Annotated in this window: 10 protein-coding genes and 1 pseudogene; 6 read left to right on the top strand and 5 right to left on the bottom strand. The window is 66.2% G+C overall.

Translation table 11 applies throughout. From position 1 onward, the window contains the following. Positions 1-7: 7 nt before the first annotated feature. A complete protein-coding gene (locus ACQPYY_RS03755) occupies positions 8-1,405 on the bottom strand; it encodes a cytochrome P450 (RefSeq protein WP_433592758.1) in 1,398 nt (465 codons plus the stop codon). Beyond that, positions 1,402-10,914 (bottom strand): annotated as a pseudogene (locus ACQPYY_RS03750) (type I polyketide synthase); the annotation flags it as partial. The pseudogene ACQPYY_RS03750 and the gene ACQPYY_RS03755, both read right to left, overlap by 4 nt. A gap of 505 nt (positions 10,915-11,419) precedes the next feature. On the opposite strand from ACQPYY_RS03750, the gene ACQPYY_RS03745 reads away from it, so the two are divergent. Further along, on the top strand, positions 11,420-12,340 hold the full coding sequence (locus tag ACQPYY_RS03745) for an SAM-dependent methyltransferase (protein ID WP_433592757.1): 921 nt from the start codon (positions 11,420-11,422) through the stop codon (positions 12,338-12,340). Positions 12,341-12,388: 48 nt separating this feature from the next. Here ACQPYY_RS03745 and ACQPYY_RS03740 read toward each other — a convergent pair whose 3' ends face one another. The 3 genes from ACQPYY_RS03740 to ACQPYY_RS03730 form a co-directional block, all read right to left on the bottom strand. Next, complete coding sequence (locus ACQPYY_RS03740) at positions 12,389-13,294, bottom strand: SGNH/GDSL hydrolase family protein (RefSeq protein WP_433592756.1); 906 nt, start codon at positions 13,292-13,294, stop codon at positions 12,389-12,391. A 2-nt stretch (positions 13,295-13,296) separates the two neighbouring features. Further along, complete coding sequence (locus ACQPYY_RS03735; RefSeq protein WP_433592755.1) at positions 13,297-14,220, bottom strand: SGNH/GDSL hydrolase family protein; 924 nt, start codon at positions 14,218-14,220, stop codon at positions 13,297-13,299. Between the two features lie 94 nt (positions 14,221-14,314). After that, positions 14,315-15,328 carry an AraC family transcriptional regulator gene (locus ACQPYY_RS03730; RefSeq protein ID WP_433592754.1) on the bottom strand — a complete coding sequence of 338 codons (1,014 nt, stop codon included), beginning with the start codon at positions 15,326-15,328 and terminating at the stop codon, positions 14,315-14,317. A 164-nt stretch (positions 15,329-15,492) separates the two neighbouring features. Between ACQPYY_RS03730 and ACQPYY_RS03725 the strand changes: the two genes are divergently transcribed. The 5 genes from ACQPYY_RS03725 to ACQPYY_RS03705 are packed head-to-tail and all read left to right on the top strand — an operon-like array spanning position 15,493 to position 19,486. Further along, a complete protein-coding gene (locus ACQPYY_RS03725; protein ID WP_433594562.1) occupies positions 15,493-16,014 on the top strand; it encodes a hypothetical protein in 522 nt (173 codons plus the stop codon). 11 nt (positions 16,015-16,025) lie between these two features. After that, positions 16,026-17,357, top strand: coding sequence for a Dyp-type peroxidase (locus tag ACQPYY_RS03720; protein ID WP_433592753.1), 1,332 nt, complete (start codon positions 16,026-16,028; stop codon positions 17,355-17,357). Beyond that, complete coding sequence (locus ACQPYY_RS03715) at positions 17,354-18,373, top strand: hypothetical protein (protein WP_433592752.1); 1,020 nt, start codon at positions 17,354-17,356, stop codon at positions 18,371-18,373. The genes ACQPYY_RS03720 and ACQPYY_RS03715 overlap by 4 nt, the downstream gene beginning before the upstream one ends. Then, the gene (locus ACQPYY_RS03710) at positions 18,370-19,020 is read left to right on the top strand and encodes a GAP family protein (protein ID WP_433592751.1); all 651 of its coding nucleotides are present in this window, start codon (positions 18,370-18,372) and stop codon (positions 19,018-19,020) included. The genes ACQPYY_RS03715 and ACQPYY_RS03710 overlap by 4 nt, the downstream gene beginning before the upstream one ends. Before the next feature lie 16 nt (positions 19,021-19,036). Beyond that, entirely contained in the window at positions 19,037-19,486 is a 450-nt protein-coding gene (locus tag ACQPYY_RS03705; protein ID WP_433592750.1) for a hypothetical protein, read from the top strand. Positions 19,487-19,493 lie beyond the last annotated feature (7 nt).

The following is a 19,493-nucleotide window of genomic DNA, read 5'->3' as shown; positions in this document are numbered from 1 at the left end:
GCCGGCCTCATCGGCCGGCCCGGGGTGTGACCTTCAGCTGATACGGCTCGGGTCGCATCGTCCCACGCTCCCTCATGACCAGCGGTGCGCCGTCGGTGCTCAGGTCGAAAGCGGACAGAATGCGGGCGATCAGCAAGGTGGCTTCGTGGAGCGCGAACTGACGGCCGATACAGCTACGCGGCCCGGTGCCCCACGGCTCGAAGAACCGGTCGGGATGGCCGCGCAAACGGTCGGGTTCGAAGCGCGACGGATCGAAGACGTCGGCGTCAGGACCCCAAACGTCCTTGTCGCGATGTGCGGCCAGGGCGAGGACGAAAACCATTTGCCCGGCAGGGATCCGATACCCGCCGAGATCCTGGTCGGTGCGGGCTCTCCGGAAGTAGCCCGGCGCCGGCGGCCATAGTCTCAGGCACTCGTTGAGAACCTGTCGAATCAGGCGCATCCCGGTTATCGCCTTGTGGTCGAACCCGCCGCGCGCCGAAACCTCGGCGCGGAGTTGCTCTTGCAGTTCCCGGTCAGCGGCGATGTAGTACAGAACAGATTCGAGCAGTGCGGCTGTGGTTTCGTAGCCTCCCGCCATGAAGGTCAGCACTTGCTCGCGCACGTTGTCCGTCGGCAACCGTCGGCCGGTTTCCGGGTCGGTAGCAGTGAGCATGAGGTTGAGCAGATCCTCATCATCCGTCGGGTGAGCTTGTCGTTCCGCGATGATTCTGTCGGAAAAGCTATGTATCACCTCGACATCGCGGCGCACTCTGGGTTCGACCAGCCGCCGTCGCAGTGGGCCGACGATGGGTAAGGCAAGGCCGGCGTCCGACGCCATTCGCAGTAGGTCCCCGAGGGAATCGATGAACGCCCGAGAATCGGCACTGTCGGGCGCATCATGGAAGAGCCCCAGATCCCTGGTGAATCCGGCACGGCCGATGACTTCCCCCGCGGCCCGCGTCATGGCCGAATACGTATCGATCACGCCGTCACCGGCGGACCATTCCGCGACGAGATCATCGGCGACCGACTGCATGGCCCGGTGATAGCTCCGCATTGCCTTCTGCGCGAATCCCGGAGTAAGAATGCGGCGCGCCTGGCCCCACAGCGGATTGTCGGAATCCACCACGAACAGAGCGTCCGGCATGAACCGCTGGAACTCGAGCACGGGCCCGTACAGCGCACGCTCCCAATGCTTTTCATCCGAACACTGGGCAGCGAGCCGAGCGCCTGTCACGTAGATGAAGTGCAGGCCGAGGACCTTCCGTTCGAAGATGGGACCGAGCGATGCGGCCAGGGCCATTTCATTTTGAATGGGACGATAGCGGTCGATACGGGTGATATCGCCCAAGAGGGGCACACGCCGAGGGGGATGCGGGAGGTCTCGCCGGATCAGGGGCGATGCCGAGCGCTCATTCTTCACGAGATACCGAATTCATCCTCGAGCAGATCAAGCAATGTTTGATCACTCATGGCCATGATGTCCTCCGACGGGGACGCATCCCGATCCTCGTTCGCCCGACTGGCGATTCGAGTCAAGTTCAGTAGCTTCGAGTAGAACTCGCTGGTCATTCTCTTGCCGTCGATCATGTCCATGACCTCTTTCTCCAGGCGCGAAAGAGAGTCGGAGACATCGGTGTCGGTGAGTTCGGTGAGGAGGTACGCGGTCACCGCGTCCGGTGTCGGATAGTCGAAGACCAGTGTCGCGGGCAACCGCAACCCGGTGACGGTGTTCAACCGGTTGCGCGCCTCGACGGCGGTCAGCGAATCGAAACCCAGATCGCGGAAATTGCGGCCGGCGTCGATGACCACACCACTGTCGTGACCCAGCACGGCGGCGACCTGACCTCGAACAGTGTCCAGCACCAACGCCTTTCGTTCGGCGTCGGTCAGTCCCGCCAACCGCTGCCGCAGACCCACCACAACCTCCGGGACGCGACGGACCCCCGGCAGCAAGCCCTCGAGCAACGGAGCCAGCGTGCCGGCGCGCGCACCGGCGGCCAACGAGGCCATGTCCATGCGGGCAGCGACCACACCCGCATGATGTTGCGCCACAGCGGCGTCGAACAACGCCAAACCCTGGTCGTCCGACATCGCCACCACCCCACCCCGACCCAGACGGGTGGTGTCGGCCTCGCCGAGGTGTCCGGTCATCTCGGTGCCCGCGGCCCACAAACCCCACGCGATCGACACCGCCGTCCGGCCCTCGCCACGGCGGCACTCGGCCAACCCGTCGAGGAACGCGTTCGCGGCCGCGTAGTTGCCCTGCCCCGCGGTGCCCAGCACACCCGCGACCGAGGAATACAACACGAACAACCCCAGATCCGACTCACGGGTCAACTCGTGCAGATGCCACGCCGCATCCGCCTTGGCCGCCAACACCGCGTCCACCCGATCCGGGCTCAACGACACCACCACACCGTCGTCGAGCACACCCGCGGTATGCACCACACCGGTCAACGGAGCATCCTCGGGAACCGTGGCCAACAAGTCCACCAGCGCCCCCCGATCCGACACATCACACGCCGACACCCGCACCCGCGTACCCAGGCCGGACAACTCCGTGACCAACTCCGCCGCCCCCGGTGCCGCCGGACCACGGCGACTCGCCAGCACCAGCGACCGCACCCCGTACTCGGCCACCAGGTGCCGGGCCACCATGGCCCCCAATCCCCCGGTCCCACCGGTCACCAGCACCGTGCCCGCCGAAACCGCCGACACCACACCCGAATCCACGCCACCGGGACCGGCCGGGATGGACAGGGCGATCTTTCCGATATGACGCGCCTGACCGAAGTATCGGAACGCGTCCTGCGCACGTCGAATGTCATATGTCCGGACGGGCAGCGGGACGATCACTTCCCTGTCGAACATCGCCTCGAGATCGGCCAGCATCTCCGCGATCCGATCCGGCCCGGCATCCCACAGGTCGAACGCTCGATAGCGCACTCCCGGATAGCGAGCGGCGATCTCTCCGCCGTCGCGGATATCGGTTTTGCCCATCTCCAGGAAACGACCGCCGCGCGGCAGCAGCCGCAAAGAGGTATCGACGAAGTCCCCGGCCAGCGAGTCCAGAACGATGTCCACACCACGACCACCCGTGGCCGCCATGAACTGTTCTCCGAAATGAAGAGACCGGGAATCACCGATGTGCTGCTCATCGAATCCCAGGGAGCGCAAGGTGTCCCACTTGCCCTGGCTCGCGGTCCCGTAGACCTCGATTCCCCAGTATCGGGCCAACTGGGTAGCCGCCATACCCACGCCGCCGGCAGCCGCGTGCACCAGCAACGTCTCGCCCGGCTGAGCCCGAGCCAAATCCCGGAGCCCGTAATAGGCGGTGAGGAACACAATCGGAACCGTGGCCGCTTCGGCGAACGACCACCCCTCGGGCATGCGGACGATCAATCTCTGATCCGTCACCACGAAAGGCCCCAGACCGTCTTCGATCAGCCCCATCACCCGGTCTCCGACGGCGAAACCCGCCACCTCCGGGCCGACCTCGACGACCACCCCGGCGGCTTCCATGCCCATCAGGGTGTTCTCCGCGGCCACCGTACCCAGACAGATGAGAACGTCTCTGAAGTTCAGGCCACCGGCCCGCACCGCGACACGGACCTGCCCCTCCCCCAATGGTCGATCCGCGGCACCGCACGGGTTCAGCTCGAGTCCATCGACGGTGTCGTCACCGGCTTCCAGTCGCCACGACACCGACTCCGGCACAACCAGACCCGGCGAATCAGTCAGCCGGGTCAGTCGGGCCGAGTGCAGCACCCCGCCGCGGACCACCACTTGGGGTTCACCACAGGCCAACACCTCGGCCAGAGTCGCCACCGGCATGTCGTCGGGGTGATCGGTGTCCAGGAGCACGACCCTGCCCGGGTCCTCCGACTGTGCCGAACGCACCAGACCCCACACCGCGGCGCCGGCCAGATCAGTGATCCGCTCACCCGCACGCGCGACCGCCCCGCAGGTCGACACCACCAACACACTGGCGGAGAACCGCGGCTCACCCAGCCAGGCCTGCAACCCGACCAGCACCTCACCGGTCGCCCGATGCACTCGCCGCGGCACATCCTCAGCCGTGTCGACGGTCGCACGCCGGTCCAGCACCACCACCGGCGGCACCGACGCGGTCTCGTCGCGCGTCCAGGCAAAGAATTCCTCGACCGTGGTGAACACCCGAGACTCCGGCGTCGACCCCGCACTCGGGATCGGAGCCGGCGCGGGTGTCCACCGCACCGCGCACAACCGCTCACGCGTACTCGCGGCGCCCAATTGTCCCGGCGACACCGGCCGCAAGGTCAACGACCCGGCCGTCAGCACCGGGCGACCGGCGGTGTCGGCAACCTCGATCGCCACCACGCCGGCGCCGGAATCAGTCGGCGCGATCCGGGCCCGCACCACCGATGCGCCGACCGCATGCAGCGTCACCTCCGACCACGCGAACGGCAACATCACCTCGCCATCGGCACCGGCCATCACCGCGGCATGCAGCACCGAATCCAGCAAGGCCGGATGCAGCCCGAACCCCGACGCATCACGCACCGAATCCGGCAGTGCCGCTTCGACGAACAACTCCTCGCCACGACGCCACAACGACCGCAACCCCTGGAAAGTCGGACCGTAGTCATATCCGAGCTCCGCCAGCACCGCGTACAGATCGTCCACCCCCACCGCCACCGCGCCGCGGGGCGGCCAGACCGCCAACCCCTCCGACATCGCTCCGGCGGCAACCGAATTCGCGAGATCGGCACCCTGCGGTTCGAGCGCCCCCTCGGCATGAGTGACCCAACCCGCCTGCGGGTCACCGGCAGCACGGGAATACACCATCACCCGCCGTACACCCTGCCCGTCATTGTCATCGACCACGACCTGCAGTTGCACCGCGGTCTCGGCGGTCAACGCCAACGGGGTCGTCAGTGTCAGGTCCCGCAACACCGGGCAGCCGACTTCCTCCCCGGCCCGCATCGCCAACTCCACGAACCCGGTTCCGGGGAACAACACCACCCCGCCGACGGCGTGATCACCCAGCCACGGCTGCGACGCCAACGACAACCGACCCGTCAACACCACCGCACCCGTGTCCGCGGACACCATCACCGCACCCAACAGCGGATGCCCGGCCCCGGCCAACCCCAACGCCGCCGCGTCACCGGTCCCGGTCGAGGTCAGCCAATAGCGGTGACGCTGGAACGCGTACGTGGGCAACTCGATTCGGCGACCACGCCCCTGGCCCGCCGCATCCCACGCCACATCCACACCCGACACGTCCAACCGGGCCATCGAACGCGTGAACGCGACCGCGCAATCCTCGCCACGCAGCAGCGAACCCACGATCACCGGGTCATGGGTGTTCGGGGGAACGCCGCCGTCGGGATCGGCTGCCGCACAGATCTGTTCGAGGTCGACGGTCAGCAGGGGGTGTGGACTGGCCTCGACGAACACGCTGTATCCGTCGCGGCGCAATGCCCGCACGGCCTGCTCGAAACGCACCGTTTCCCGCAGATTGCGGAACCAGTACCGGGCATCCAATTCGGCCGGGTCCAGGATCGTGCCGGTGACAGTGGAATAGAACGCCACCCCCGACGAACCTCTCGAACCGGTGGAATCTTGTGAACGCGGCCGGATTTCGGTGAGTGCGCCGAGCAGGTGCTCGCGGAGTTGCTCGACCTGGGGGGAATGCGAGGCATAATCCACGGCGATCCGACGGGCGCGGACATCGAGTCGCTCGCACTCGGTCAGGAACAACTCCATCTGCCCGATGTCACCGGACACCACCGTCGATCCCGGGCCGTTGACCACAGCCACCGCCAACCCGTCGAACCGCTCGAGCAGTCGCTCGACCTGCTCGACCGAGAGCCCGACCGCCACCATCGCGCCCCGACCGGCCAACGCCGTCAACGCCGCCGAGCGCAGGATCACGATCCGGGCGGCATCCTCGAGCGACAACACACCGGCCACCTGGGCCGCGGCGATCTCTCCCTGGGAATGACCCACCACGGCATCGGGTTCCACACCGACCGAACGCCACAGCCGCGCCAGCGACACCATCACCGCGAACAACACCGGCTGCACAATCTCGACACGCTCCAGCGAGGGCGCACCTTCGCCACCGTCGAGCACCTCGAGCAGCGACCAGTCCACCAACGTGGAGAACACCCGATCGCACTCGGTCATGGCCTGCGCGAACACCGGCGAGGAAGTCAGCAACTCCCGTCCCATCCCCAGCCATTGCGCACCCTGCCCCGGGAACACCAGCACCGTCCTACCGTGGCTGCCGGCAACCCCCGACACCACGGCGCCGGCACCGGCGGGTAGCCCCCGAGCGACCGCGTCGAGCCCGTCCAGCAACTGCGCCCGATCCCCGCCCACGATCACCGCGCGATGATCGAACCGCGAACGCCCCGACAACGTCGCGGCCACATCCACCGCGTCCACATCCGGACGCCGCCCCAGGTAGGACGACAACCGAGATGCCTGTTCCGCCAACCCATCCCGGGTTCTTGCCGACACCATCCAGGCCACCGGGACCGACCCATCCATCGGTGTCTGCCGTTGCGGCGCCGGCTCGCTGACAGGCGCTTGTTCGAGGATGACGTGGGCATTGGTGCCGCTGATCCCGAACGCCGACACCGCGGCCCGTCGCGGACGATCGGCCTCCGGCCAGTCCCGTGCCCGACTCAGCAGATCGGCGTGTCCCGCGGTCCAATCCACCTGCGAGGACGGCGCGTCCACGTGCAGGGTTTTGGGCAGCACCCCGTGGCGCAGGGCCTGCACCATCTTGATCACACCGGCCAACCCCGCAGCCGCCTGGGTGTGCCCGATATTCGATTTGACCGAACCCAACCACACGGGTTCCGAATCACGATCGCGCTGACCATAAGTCGCCAGCAATGCCTGCGCCTCGATCGGATCACCCAACCTGGTCCCGGTGCCGTGGGCCTCCACCACATCGACCTCGGCGGCCGACACCCCGGCATTGTCCAACGCGCGCCGGATCACCCGCTGCTGCGAAGGACCATTCGGTGCGGTCAACCCATTCGACGCGCCATCCTGATTCACCGCCGAACCACGCACCACCGCCAAGATCCGGTGCCCGTTGCGTCGCGCATCCGACAACCGCTCCAGCACCAGCACACCCGAGCCCTCACCCCACGCCGTCCCGTCGGCCGCCTCCGCGAACGGCTTGCACCGACCATCCGGGGCCAACCCCCGCTGCCGCGAGAACTCGACGAACATTCCCGCCGTCGCCATCACCGTCACACCACCGGCCAAGGCCAGCGAACACTCCCCCGACCGCAACGCCGCCGCCGCCTGATGCAACGCCACCAGACCCGCCGAACACGCCGTATCCACCGACACCGCAGGGCCTTCCAACCCGAGCACATACGACACCCGACCCGACACCACACTCGCTGTCACACCGGTGAACCCGCCGTCCCCGGCCCCGTCACCACCACCCGCGCCGACACCGTAGGACTGGTCGATCACACCGACGTACACGCCGGTGTCGCTGCCCCGCAGCGTCGCAGGGCGGATCCTCGCGTGTTCGAGTGCCTCCCACACCGTTTCCAGCAGGATCCGCTGCTGTGGGTCCATCCCGATCGCCTCACGCGGACTGATCCCGAAGAACCCGGCGTCGAACTCGGCCGCGTCGTACAGGAATCCGCCCTCATTCGTGTACGACTTGCCCTCCACGCCCGGCGCCGGATCGAACACTCCGTCCCAGCCGCGGTCGGTCGGGAACCCCGAGATCACATCACGCTCGTCAACCACCAACTGCCACAACTCTTCCGCGGAAGACACCCCGCCCGGAAACCGACACCCCACTCCCACGATCGCCACCGGTTCCGACGACGACAGTGGCATCAGCGATGCCGATTCCGAAGCCGCGGCGATATCGGTGTCGGTGAGCTGGGAGAGGATGTGCGCGGTCACCGCGTCCGGTGTCGGATAGTCGAAGACCAGGGACGCGGGCAATCGCAACCCGGTGACCGTGTTCAACCGGTTGCGCGCCTCGACGGCGGTCAAGGAATCGAAACCCAGATCCCGGAAATTACGGCCGGCATCGATAGCGACACCACTGTCGTGACCCAGCACGTCGGCGGCCTGACCGCGAACAATGCCCAGCACCAACGCTTTTCGCTCGGCGTCGGTCAGCCCCGCCAACCGCTGCCGCAGACCCATCACAGCCTCCGGGACGCGACGTTCCGCCGGATGCCCGGCCTCCGACGGCCCCGACGACGACGCAGCACCGACCCCCGACGAACTCAACCAATATCGGCGGCGCTGGAACGCATAGCCCGGCAACTCCACACGTCGCCCACGGCCCCCCGACACCGCATCCCACTGGACACCCACACCCGCCACATCCAAGCGAGCCATCGAGCGGGTGAACGCGAGAACACCGTCCTGGTCGCGCTGCAACGAACCCACGATCACCGGATCCGGGCCACCATCGGAAGCCGAAGCCTCACAGATCTGTTCGATGTCGACACCCAGCAACGGGTGCGGGCTCGCCTCGACGAACACGGTGTACCCGTCCGCGCGCAATGCCCGCAGCGCCTGCTCGAAACACACCGTGTCCCGCAGATTCCGGTACCAATAGTCCGCGTCCAGCACGGCCGGATCCAGGACCGTACCGGTGACAGTCGAATAGAACGCCGCCCGCGGCGATCCGGTCTCGCGTGGTGGTGTCCGGTCTGTGGTCAGCGCCCGCATCAGGTGATCACGGAGCTGGTCGACCTGGGCCGAGTGCGAGGCGTAGTCCACCGCCACCCGCCGGGCACGAACACCACGTCGCTCACACTCACCCAACAACGACTCCACCGACGCGATCGCACCGGAAACCACCGTCGACCCCGGGCCATTGACCACCGCCACCGTCAACCCGTCGAACCCCTCGAGCAGCTCCTCGACCCGCTCCCGCGACGTGAACACCGACGCCATCGCGCCCTGACCCGCCAACGCCGACAATGCCGCCGACCGGCCGATCACGATCCGGGCGGCATCCTCGAGCGACAACCCGCCCGCGACATGCGCTGCGGCGATCTCTCCCTGGGAATGACCCACCACCGCATCGGGTATGACACCGACCGAGTGCCACAACTCCGCCAGCGACACCATCATCGCGAACAACACCGGCTGCACGATCTCGACATGCTCGAGCCACTCCGCGTCATCGGCGGCAAGCACATCCGGCAACGACCACTCCACCAAGGGAGCGAACGCCCGATCACACTCGGCCATCTTCCGCGCGAACACCGGCGAGGAAACCAGCAACTCCCGCCCCATCCCCAGCCACTGCGCACCCTGACCCGGAAACACCAACGCCGTCTTGCCGTGCGCACGTGCGATCCCCGACACCACATCACCACCAGGCAACCCGTCGGCCACCGCCGCCAAACCGCTCAGCAACGCCGCTCGGTCCCCGCCCACGACCACCGCGCGATGATCGAAACGCGACCGACCCGCCAATGTCACCGCCACATCCACCGGATCCACATCCGGATGCCGGCCCAGGTAGTCCGACAGCCGAGATGCCTGCCCCGCCAACGCCTCCGGGCTCCGACCCGACACCACCCACGCCACTGACCCGTCTCCACCGATCGCGGGATCGGTCACCGGTTCGGTCACCGACTCCGGCGCCTGCTCGAGGATGACGTGGGCATTGGTGCCGCTGACACCGAACCCCGACACCGCGGCACGACGCGGCCGATCGACCATCGGCCAGTCGCGTTGCTCAGTGAGCAGTTCCACCCGCCCGGCGGTCCAATCCACCTGTGTGGACGGCGAATCCACCTGCAGTGTCTTGGGCAGAATTCCTCGCCGCAGCGCCTGGACCATCTTGATCACCCCGGCCACACCGGCAGCCGCCTGCGTGTGCCCGATATTCGATTTGACCGAACCCAGCCACACCGGCCGATCCGCCGGCCGGTCCTGCCCGTAGGTGGCCAGCAACGCCCGCGCCTCGATCGGATCACCCACCCTGGTCCCGGTGCCGTGCGCCTCCACCACGTCGACCTCGGCGGCGGACACCCCGGCATTGGCCAACGCTCGCCGGATCACTCGCTGCTGGGAGCGCCCGTTCGGCGCGGTCAACCCATTCGACGCACCATCCTGATTGACCGCGGTACCCCGCACCACCGCCAGCACCCGATGCCCGTTGCGTCGGGCATCCGACAACCGTTCCAGCACCAGCACACCCGAGCCCTCACCCCAGGCTGTCCCGTCGGCGGCATCGGCGAACGGCTTACACCGACCATCGACAGCGAGCCCCCGCTGCCGGGAAAACTCGACGAACGTCGCGGGTGTGGACATCACCGTCACACCACCGGCCAGCGCCAGCGAACACTCCCCCGACCGCAACGCCTGGACTGCCAGATGCAGCGCCACCAACGATGACGAGGCCGAAGTGTCCACCGAAACCGCCGGGCCCTCCAACCCCAACACGTAGGACACCCGACCCGACACCACACTGGATGAACCGCCGGTCAATTGATAGCCCTCGACGTCGACCGGAACCTGCCCGCCGACGCCGACCCCATAGTCGTTGTGCATCACCCCGCAGAACACCCCGGTGTCGCTTCCGCGTAGCGCGGAGGGGTCGATGCCCGCTGATTCCAGCGCCTCCCAAGCGGTTTCCAGCAGCACTCGCTGCTGAGGGTCCATCGCCAACGCCTCGCGAGGACTGATCCCGAAGAACTCGGCGTCGAACTCGGATGATTGGTGGAGGAATCCGCCCACGCGCACATAGGACTTGCCCGGCACACCCGGCTCCGGGTCGTACAGGTGTTCCAGGTCCCAGCCGCGGTCCGCCGGAAACTCCGAGAGGCCATCACGACCGTCGATGACCAACTGCCACAGGTCATCTGACGACTCCACCCCGCCCGGAAACCGGCAGCCCGTACCCACTATCGCGATCGGCTGCGTCCGCTCGGGTTCGTCATCGAGAAGCTCAGCGCGCTCTGGATATACCCGAGTCATACCAATCCCCTAGCCAAGTCGTGTGAAGTTGAGTTGCGATGTATTGCCGCAGATATACACAGAGGGATAAACCACGAAATTGTCGCGAATGGCATCAGCGACGGAAAGGGTCGACACCGCATTCGCATCGATGGGCGTACGCATCCAATACCTGAAACGCCGCGAACGCCGACATATGACTCCTCATACGTGATTTCCCACCCCTCGGATCTGGCCCGGCAGGATCGTCGGGCCGGTCAGAACCGCTTCACCAAACGTAGAACAGGTTCCTGTTCGATGCAAGGGTCGCCACGCGAACACCCATGTAGGAGCCCTTACCATGCCCTCTCACGACCCGAAGTTGCCTCATGAACATGTTCTGACAACGGCGTGGACAGACTGCTAGCATCGGCGAGTGGCCCCGCATATCGGCGGGGTTCCATCGCCTGGAGGGGGCAGCATCATGACAGTTATGGAGTTTCGCGACTCCGAGAGCTCGACCCGACGCATTATGCGATGGGTTCGCGAATGGGGGTGGTTCGCGTCCTTGGTCTTCGTGCCCGCGATTCCTCGTCGATTCAGTCGGCTGTACGACGATATTCTCACCGCATCCAACTGGCTGGGCGAAGAATCGATGTTCTTCAATCTGGGCTACTGGAAGGACAGCCCCCAAACGTTCGATCAAGCGGGCGCGGCGCTGGCCCGGCTGGTAGCGACCGAAGCGAGCCTCGGGTCGGACGATGTGGTGGTCGACGTCGGCTGCGGATTCGGCGATCAAGATTTTCTCTGGGCGGATGAATTCGGCCCGAAGCGGATTACAGGCGTAAATATATCCGCGAAACAGATCGAGATATCGACCACACGGGCCGCCGAACGAGGACTCAGCGATATCGTGGATTATGTGCACGGGTCCGCGAGCGATCTGCCTCAGCCCGATGCGTCCGCAACGAAAGTGACCGCGCTCGAATCGGCGCTGCACTTTCCGTCGCGTCCACGATTCTTCGATGAAGCATTCCGAGTCCTGGCGCCTGGCGGCCGGTTGGTGACCGCCGATGTTGTGCCGCTCGCAAGCAGGACCAGCCGTTTACGCCCCGCGGGCATAGTGGTGCGCGGAATATTCACGACCGCCCGCCAGAATCACACCAATGCGGAGGAATACCGCCAAGCGCTCATAGCCGCCGGATTCGAAAATGTGCGAGTCCACTCCATCCGCGATCACGTCTACCCGCATTATGCGGAGTATGTCAGCCGTAAGCTCAGGCAGCCGGAGATGAGGAGAATCAATCCGTTGATTCGGGGCTTTTTCGGCCCACGAGGAGCTTCGTTCTGGGCCCCTTGGCTGGACTACATCGTTGCTGTTGCAGACAAGCCGCCGGTGGGAGATGGCCGCTAGCCTAGGTCCTTCTCGCACTGATCCCGCGCCGGCGTCGTCGGCGCGGGATCAGTGTCCGTATCGGCTGTGAATCGCGTTCGCGAGGACAGCGTCACCCTGGGTCGACGGATGGAAGGGGAGGCCGTCGATTCCGGTGCGAGGGTCCAGGATTCCGTTCAGCCAAGGCTGCGGCGAGCACAGGTCGTGGCCGGCGGTGAGGGCGCGGGTATCGAAGAAATCGATGCCCAGCAGCTGGGCGGCTTCTTGTTGCGCCAGGTCGATCCGATCGAGGTACTCGACCAGCGCGCGGCCGCGCGGGTTGATGAATGGCGACGCGCCCAGGATGGAGAGGCAGATGGTGCTGCTGCCCGGGGCGAAGAGTTCGGGGTAGCCGACCAGGACGATGCGCGCGTTCGGGGCGTAGTACTTGATATAGGTGACGGCATTGCTCATGCGATGGGCCATCAGCGCACCGGAGACACCGGTGTAATCCGTCATTCGCCCCTGGGCGACGGAGTCCGGGTCACAACCCTGTTCGAGGTTGAATACGCAGGAATGCAAGGAACTCCACAGCGTCCGAGCTGATGTTCCCCATGTGTCGTTCATCCCGAATTGCAGTGTCACCAGTTCGGTGTTCGGCCCGAAAGCGCCCGCCGCCTCCGCCCGCGCCGCTTCCTGACCCAGGGTCCATCCGGGCCCGCTGTCGATCGACGCGCCCGGACACGACGTGTCGGACACCTGCTCCGTCCCGTACACATCCATCAGTCTGGCCAGCTGCACCGGCCAGGCCGTGGGCCCGTGACGATTGCAGCCGTACGAATCGTCGAAATGATTCCAGTCGTTGGCGGAGAACGAATCCCCCAGCACCACAAGCTCTTTGCCCGCCGGAGCCGGATCCGCCGCGCCGCCGCCCGCCGTCGCCGTGGTGACCGCGAACGCCACGATGGCCGCGCACATCCACCGCCGAAGACCCACGGTCAGTGTCCGTATCGGCTGTGGATCGCGTTCGCGAGGACGGTGTCGCCCTGGGTCGACGGATGGAAGGGGAGGCCGTCGATTCCGGTGCGGGGGTCCAGGATTCCGTTCAGCCAAGGCTGCGGGGAGCAGAGGTCGTGGCCGGCGGAGAGGGCGCGGGCGTCGAAGAAGTCGATGCCCAGCAGCTGGGCGGCTTCTCGCTGAGCTACGTCGATGCGATCGAGGAATTCCACCAGTGCGCGGCCGCGCGGGTTGACGAACGGCGCGACACCCAGGACGGAGAGGCAGATGGCGGTGCTGCCCGGGGTCAAGACCTCCGGGTAGCCGACCAGGACGATGCGGGCGTTCGGCGCGTAGTACTTGATGTAGGTGACGGCGTTGCTCATTCGCTTGGCCATCAGGGCGCCGGAGACGCCGGTGTAGTCGGTCATGCGGCCTTGCTCGACCGAGTCCGGGTCACAGCCCAGTTCGAGGTTGAAAACGCAGGACTGCAGCGACGTGAACAGGGTCTGATCCGACGTTCCCCATTTATCGTTCATCCCGAATTGCAGTGTCACCAGTTTGGTGTTCGGCCCGAAAGCGCCCTCTTTGTCCGCCCGCTGTGCCTGCTGAGCCATGGTCCAGCCGGGGCCGCTGTCGATCGACGCGCCGGGGCATGACGGGTCGGATACCTGTTCGGTTCCGTGCACGCCCATCAGTGTGGCGAGCTGCACCGGCCAGGCCGTGGCGCCGTGACGGTTGCAGTCGTTCTTGCCCTCGAAATGGTCCCAGTCGTTGGCGGAGAACGAATCCCCCAGCACCACGAGCTCTTTGCCCGCCGGAGCCGGGTCCGCGGCGACGCTGCCCGCCGTCGCCGTGGTGACCGCGAGCGCCGCGATGGCGGCGCACATCCACCGTCGGCCATTACCCAGCGACCCAACAGACACTATTGACACCCCGAATCCACACTGAAGCGCGATCTTTTCAACTCAACCGCGCAGCGTATCCGACCGGAGGCCCGGATATCCCCGATTCGGGAGGTCAAGGGATATCGGTCGCCATTCGCGCGCGACGCCATTCGGCGGGGCTGCAGCCGTGGTGGCGGCGGAACCAGCGGGAGAAGTTGGCGGGGGCGGAGTAGCCGAGGAGGCCGGCGGTCTCGGTGAGGGAGCGGCGGGGGTTGGCGACCAGGTGACGGGCCAGTTCGGCGCGGGTGGAGTCGAGGAGGGAGGTGAAGGTTTCGCCTTCGGCGGCCAGGCGGCGGTGGATGGTGCGGCGGTCGACGCCGAGGCTGCGGGCGACATTGTCGATCGAGCAGCGGCCGGTGGGGAGGAGTAGTTCGATGAGTTCGCGGACGCGTTCGGCGGTGGTGACCGGGCGGATGGGGAGGACGGGGTCCAGGAGCTGCTGGGTGTAGGCGCGCAGCTGGGGGTCGGCCATGGCGTTGGGGGCGTCGAGATCGCTTGTGTAGGTGAGTATTCCGTTGAAGTCCTGGCCGAAGGCGACGTGTGGGCCGAAGGCGCGGTAATGGGCGCGGGGGTCGGGCGGGGCGGGGTGGGTGAAGCGGACCTCGACGGGCTGCCACGCGGCGCCGCGGAAACCAGCGAGCAGGCCGTGCAGGACGCCCACGGCCAGTTCGATGGACTGGCGGGTCTCGCCGGGCTGGCCGGTATCCAGGGTCAGGCGGATGGTGGCGAGGCCGTTCTGTTCGGTCAGGCGAGTGCGCAGCGCCTCGTTGTAGGTGTCCTCGTGCCGCGACATCACGGTCAGCGCGCTGCGCACGTCGGGTTCCTCGCGGATGACCAGGCTCAGCGGACCCAGGTTGGCGAAGCGGCGGCGGGCGGCCAGGCGCAACCCGAAATCGGGGCAGTCGGCCGCGGCGGCCGAGCGTTCGAGGAGGTCAGCTATCGCCGCGGCGGGAACCCATCGGTCCTGCAAGCTCAGCCCGGCGGGATCCAGACCCGATGCGCGCAATAACCCCACCGGGTCGATTCCCAGCGATGTACCCAGGTCAACGTACTCATTCAGTGCCGCGTAACGGGCCAGCGGTTTCAACGTCTCTCCGATGTCCCCAAATGATCAATCTTCTGTCCCGCAATGATAAGCGATCGACATGTCCCCTCCCTACAGTTGGTTATGTTCCAGCTACCGCAGCCAGATCGAAGTGGAAGGACGAGAACGTGGCCACAAGCAACGAGGATTGGTCCAAGCCTGCCGCCATGGCACTCCCGGAGACGGGATATTTCGAATTCGAGCAGGGGCGATACGGACCGGTCTATCCCCGCACCCCCGCCAACTACGGATTCTCGATCATCGCCAAGGTGAAGCCCGGCCACGAAGCCGCGATCCGGGAGCACGGCAAGGTCATCCAGACCGCGGTCGAACAGGACCCGACCGTGCTCGCGCCCCTACGCCTGCACTACCTGCGCTGGGTGCTGTTCGATATCGGCGACGGCCTCACATTCCAGTACCAGGGCATCTTCGACACCGACTTCGACAAGTACCTCGAGGACGCTCTGGACCTGTTCCTGTCCACGGGCCTCACCACCACATTCGTCAATCTCGAAGGCTTTCCTGAGGATTGGCGCACCAACCGCACCGCCGCCATCGAATTCTTCCGCAAACACCAGTTCCCGAGCTTCCTCGAGTACGGCGAATACCCGTACGTGACCTCGGACGAGATCAAGAAGGCCCTGCGACTCAAGTCGGCATTCTCGAACATGCTCGACGAGATGCAGTAGCGGGATCGATCGTGCTCGAATTCGACGATATCCAGCACATCCTGCTGACCCGGGTGCCCGCTCTGACCGGGCGCTACGAATTCCTCTCTTTCGCCGACCCGGCCGGGGCGCGCGCATGGCTCGCGGCCATGACCGACCGGGTACCCTCGGCCGCCGATCTCCAGGAGTCGGTCGATACCGACAAGCAGTGGGTGTCCGTGGCTTTCACCTGGAACGGCCTGCGCGCCCTGGGCGTCCCGGCGGACGCGCTGGCCAGTTTTCCGGAGGAATTCCGCCAGGGCATGGCCGCCCGGGCGGAGGTTCTGGGCGATGAGGGCGCCAATCATCCCGACCATTGGGTCGACGGCACAGCGGGCGAGGATCTGCACGCCATCGTGATCCTCTTCGCCCGCGACGCCGCCGAACGCGAACGCCGGGTGGCCGACCACAATGCCCTGCTCGCCGCCTTCCCGGGCGTGACCGTGCTGTCCTCGCTGGATCTGGAGGCGGTGCCGCCGTTCGACTACGCGCACGACCACTTCGGTTACCGGGATCGCCTGTCGCAGCCCGTGATCGAGGGCAGCGGCGAGGAACCCACCCCTGGCAGCGGCGCGCCGGTGAAGGCCGGGGAATTCATCCTGGGCTACCCCGACGAGCGAGGCGAACCGAAGGAACAGCCACGGCCCGAAGTACTTTCGCGCAACGGCACCTTCATGGCCTACCGCCGACTACGCGAGCATGTGGGGCGGTTCCGCGACTTCCTGGCCGAGCACGGCGCGACCGCCGACGAGCAGGAAATGGTGGCGGCCAAGCTGATGGGCCGGTGGCGCAGTGGCGCGCCGCTGGTCCTCGCTCCGGAAACCGATGACCCGGAGCTGGGCGCGGATCTGTCGCGCAACAACGATTTCAACTACAAGGAGATGGATCCGCACGGCTACGCGGTACCGCTCGGCTCCCACATGCGCCGCATGAATCCGCGCGATACCGGCGTGAACATCCAGCGCCGCCGCATGATTCGGCGCGGCGCCACCTACGGTCCGCATCTGCCCGAGGGCACGCCCGAGGACGGTGCGGATCGCGGGATCGCAGCCTTCATCCTGTGTGCCAGCCTGGTGCGTCAGTTCGAGTTCGCCCAGAACGTGTGGGTCAACGACAAGACGTTCCACGAACTCGGCAACGAGCGCGATCCGATCATCGGCAATCAGGACGGCACCTTGGAATACAAGATTCCGAAGCGCCCGATTCGCAAGACCATCAAGGGAATTCCCGCGTTCACCACCGTGACCGGTGGCGCTTATTTCTTCCTGCCGGGGCTGCGGGCCCTGCGCTACCTGACCACTCTCACCGACAGCGAGGAAGCATGAGCTCGTTCACTCCGGCCCGAACCTATAACCAGTCCCACGTGGCCCGCCCCTACACGCCGGGCAAACGCCGCATCAGCATCTACTGGACCTGGAGCTATCCCTGGGAGTCCCAGCGGAATCCGGCCGAGCTGGACAACCGCTTCTCCACCATGACCGAGGTGCGCCAGGTCCTCTGGCCCGCCTACGAGACCCCCGAATACGACGCCGCCCACTTCCTGCAGGGCATCGCGGGCACCCTCGAACTGTTCCACCGCTCGACCCTGCACTTCCAGCAGCTGGCCGACGAGGTGACCGGGCATCCGGTGGCGGTGTTCCAGCGCATCGACCAGGCCGGATACAAGCTTCCGATCGACGAGCGCATCCTGGCCGACACCGACACCCTCATGGTCTTCGGCCTGGATCACCTGCTCGCGCAAGAGGCGGCGGCGCCGGAGGAGATCGCCGCCATCCAGCAGTGGTTGCAGCGGGAGGGCACCTGTCTGTTGCTCGCTCCGCACCACGATGTCGGTTTCACCGATGACCTGGCGCAGCGTCAGGTGGAGTTCGAGCACCACGGTGACCCGCTGGTTCCGCGCCAGCAGCGGTTCGGCGCGTACACGCGTTCGCTGATGACGGCCCTGAACGTCCCCGTCCACAATGTGTACGGCCTGCGTCCGGCCGTCGTCGAGGGCACCAAGTCGATCGCGCCGCTCACGGCGTTCCGCGATCTGGACACGCCGCGCCTGCTCGACAACGTCACCACGTTCAACTTCCACCCGCACCTGCCGCACTACCAGCTCACCGAGCCGGAGAGCGATTCGGTGCGACTGCTCGCCCGGCAGCCGATCGAGTTGTCCCGCCCGCATCCGTTCATCGAGGCGGGCAATACCGAGTTCAACACCCTGCTGTGGTTGCCGCCCAACGATGTTCGCGCCGGTGACATCGTGATGGCCGACTCCACCAACTTCACGACCCTGTTCGGCGGCACCGACAGCCTCGTCAACTTCTGGCGCAATCTCGCGTCGATGGCCTCGTGATCGCAGACCTGCTGCCCTTGGCGATCGGTGTGGCGCTCTCGCCCATTCCGGTGGTGGCGGCCATCCTCATGCTGTTGTCCGCCAATGCCGGACGGGCGAGCGCGGGCTTCGCACTCGGGTGGGTGACGGGGATCGTGACGGTCACGGGCCTCGTCACCGCCGCCGCGGCATCGGGTTTGATGCGGTCGGCGAGCCAGCCGTCGATCGCGGCCTCGGTGATCAAGACCGTCATGGGCCTGCTGCTGGTGTACATCGCGGTGCGCCAGTGGGGCAGTCGCAAGGACGATTCGATTCCGGGGTGGATGAAGGCCATCGACGAACTCGGGGTCGCCAAGGCCGCGGGCTTCGGACTGCTGGTGTCCCTGCTGAATCCGAAGAACCTGCTCCTGTGCATCACCGCGGGAGTCACCATCGGCACCGCGGACCTGAATCCGACCGGTACGGCAGCGGCCCTGACCGTCTTCGTCCTCCTGGGCGCAGCCTCGGTGCTCGTCCCCGTCGGCGGATACGCCGTCGCAGCCGATCAACTGCGCGGCGCCCTCGCCCGCCTGAAGAATTGGCTACAGGCGAACAATCACACCGTCATCGCCGTCGTGTTCATGGTCATGGGCACCACCGCCCTCGCCAAGGGCGTGACCGGCTTCTGACGGATCAGGAAGTGAGATGGGGACATTCGGCATCGAGTTCGGCGATCCACGGGCGCGATGCGATCCTGCGCTGGTAGGAGGCGTCATTCGGCTGGGCGACGACGCGGAGTATTTCCAGGCGCCGATCGGGTACTGGGGTGTGGACGACTATCGGGCGAGTTGGGCGGCGGGGCTGCGGCGGATCGTCGGCGGGGAGTCGGTGGCGTGCCTGCCCGTGACGATGGGTGATCCGAAAACCTCTAATTTCGTGGAGGTTTGGACACTGTATCGGGATGGGGATGTTGTTCACGCACAGAATCAGCTCATCTTCTTGGGCGAGCTCGGGCATGAATTCGATCCGGGTGCGCCTTGGCGGTCGGTGGGGGCTCGGGTGACGGTCGGAGAGGATGGGGAGGCCGTCTCGGAGTGGACAGTGAAGATCACCGCTGTCGAGGAGTTCCTCGAGAGCGGTGATCTTTCGGGGTGAGGGCGGG

This window comes from Nocardia sp. CA-145437 (assembly GCF_050956485.1).
Taxonomy (GTDB): domain Bacteria; phylum Actinomycetota; class Actinomycetes; order Mycobacteriales; family Mycobacteriaceae; genus Nocardia.
This window is presented reverse-complemented; position numbering and strand designations above follow the sequence as displayed.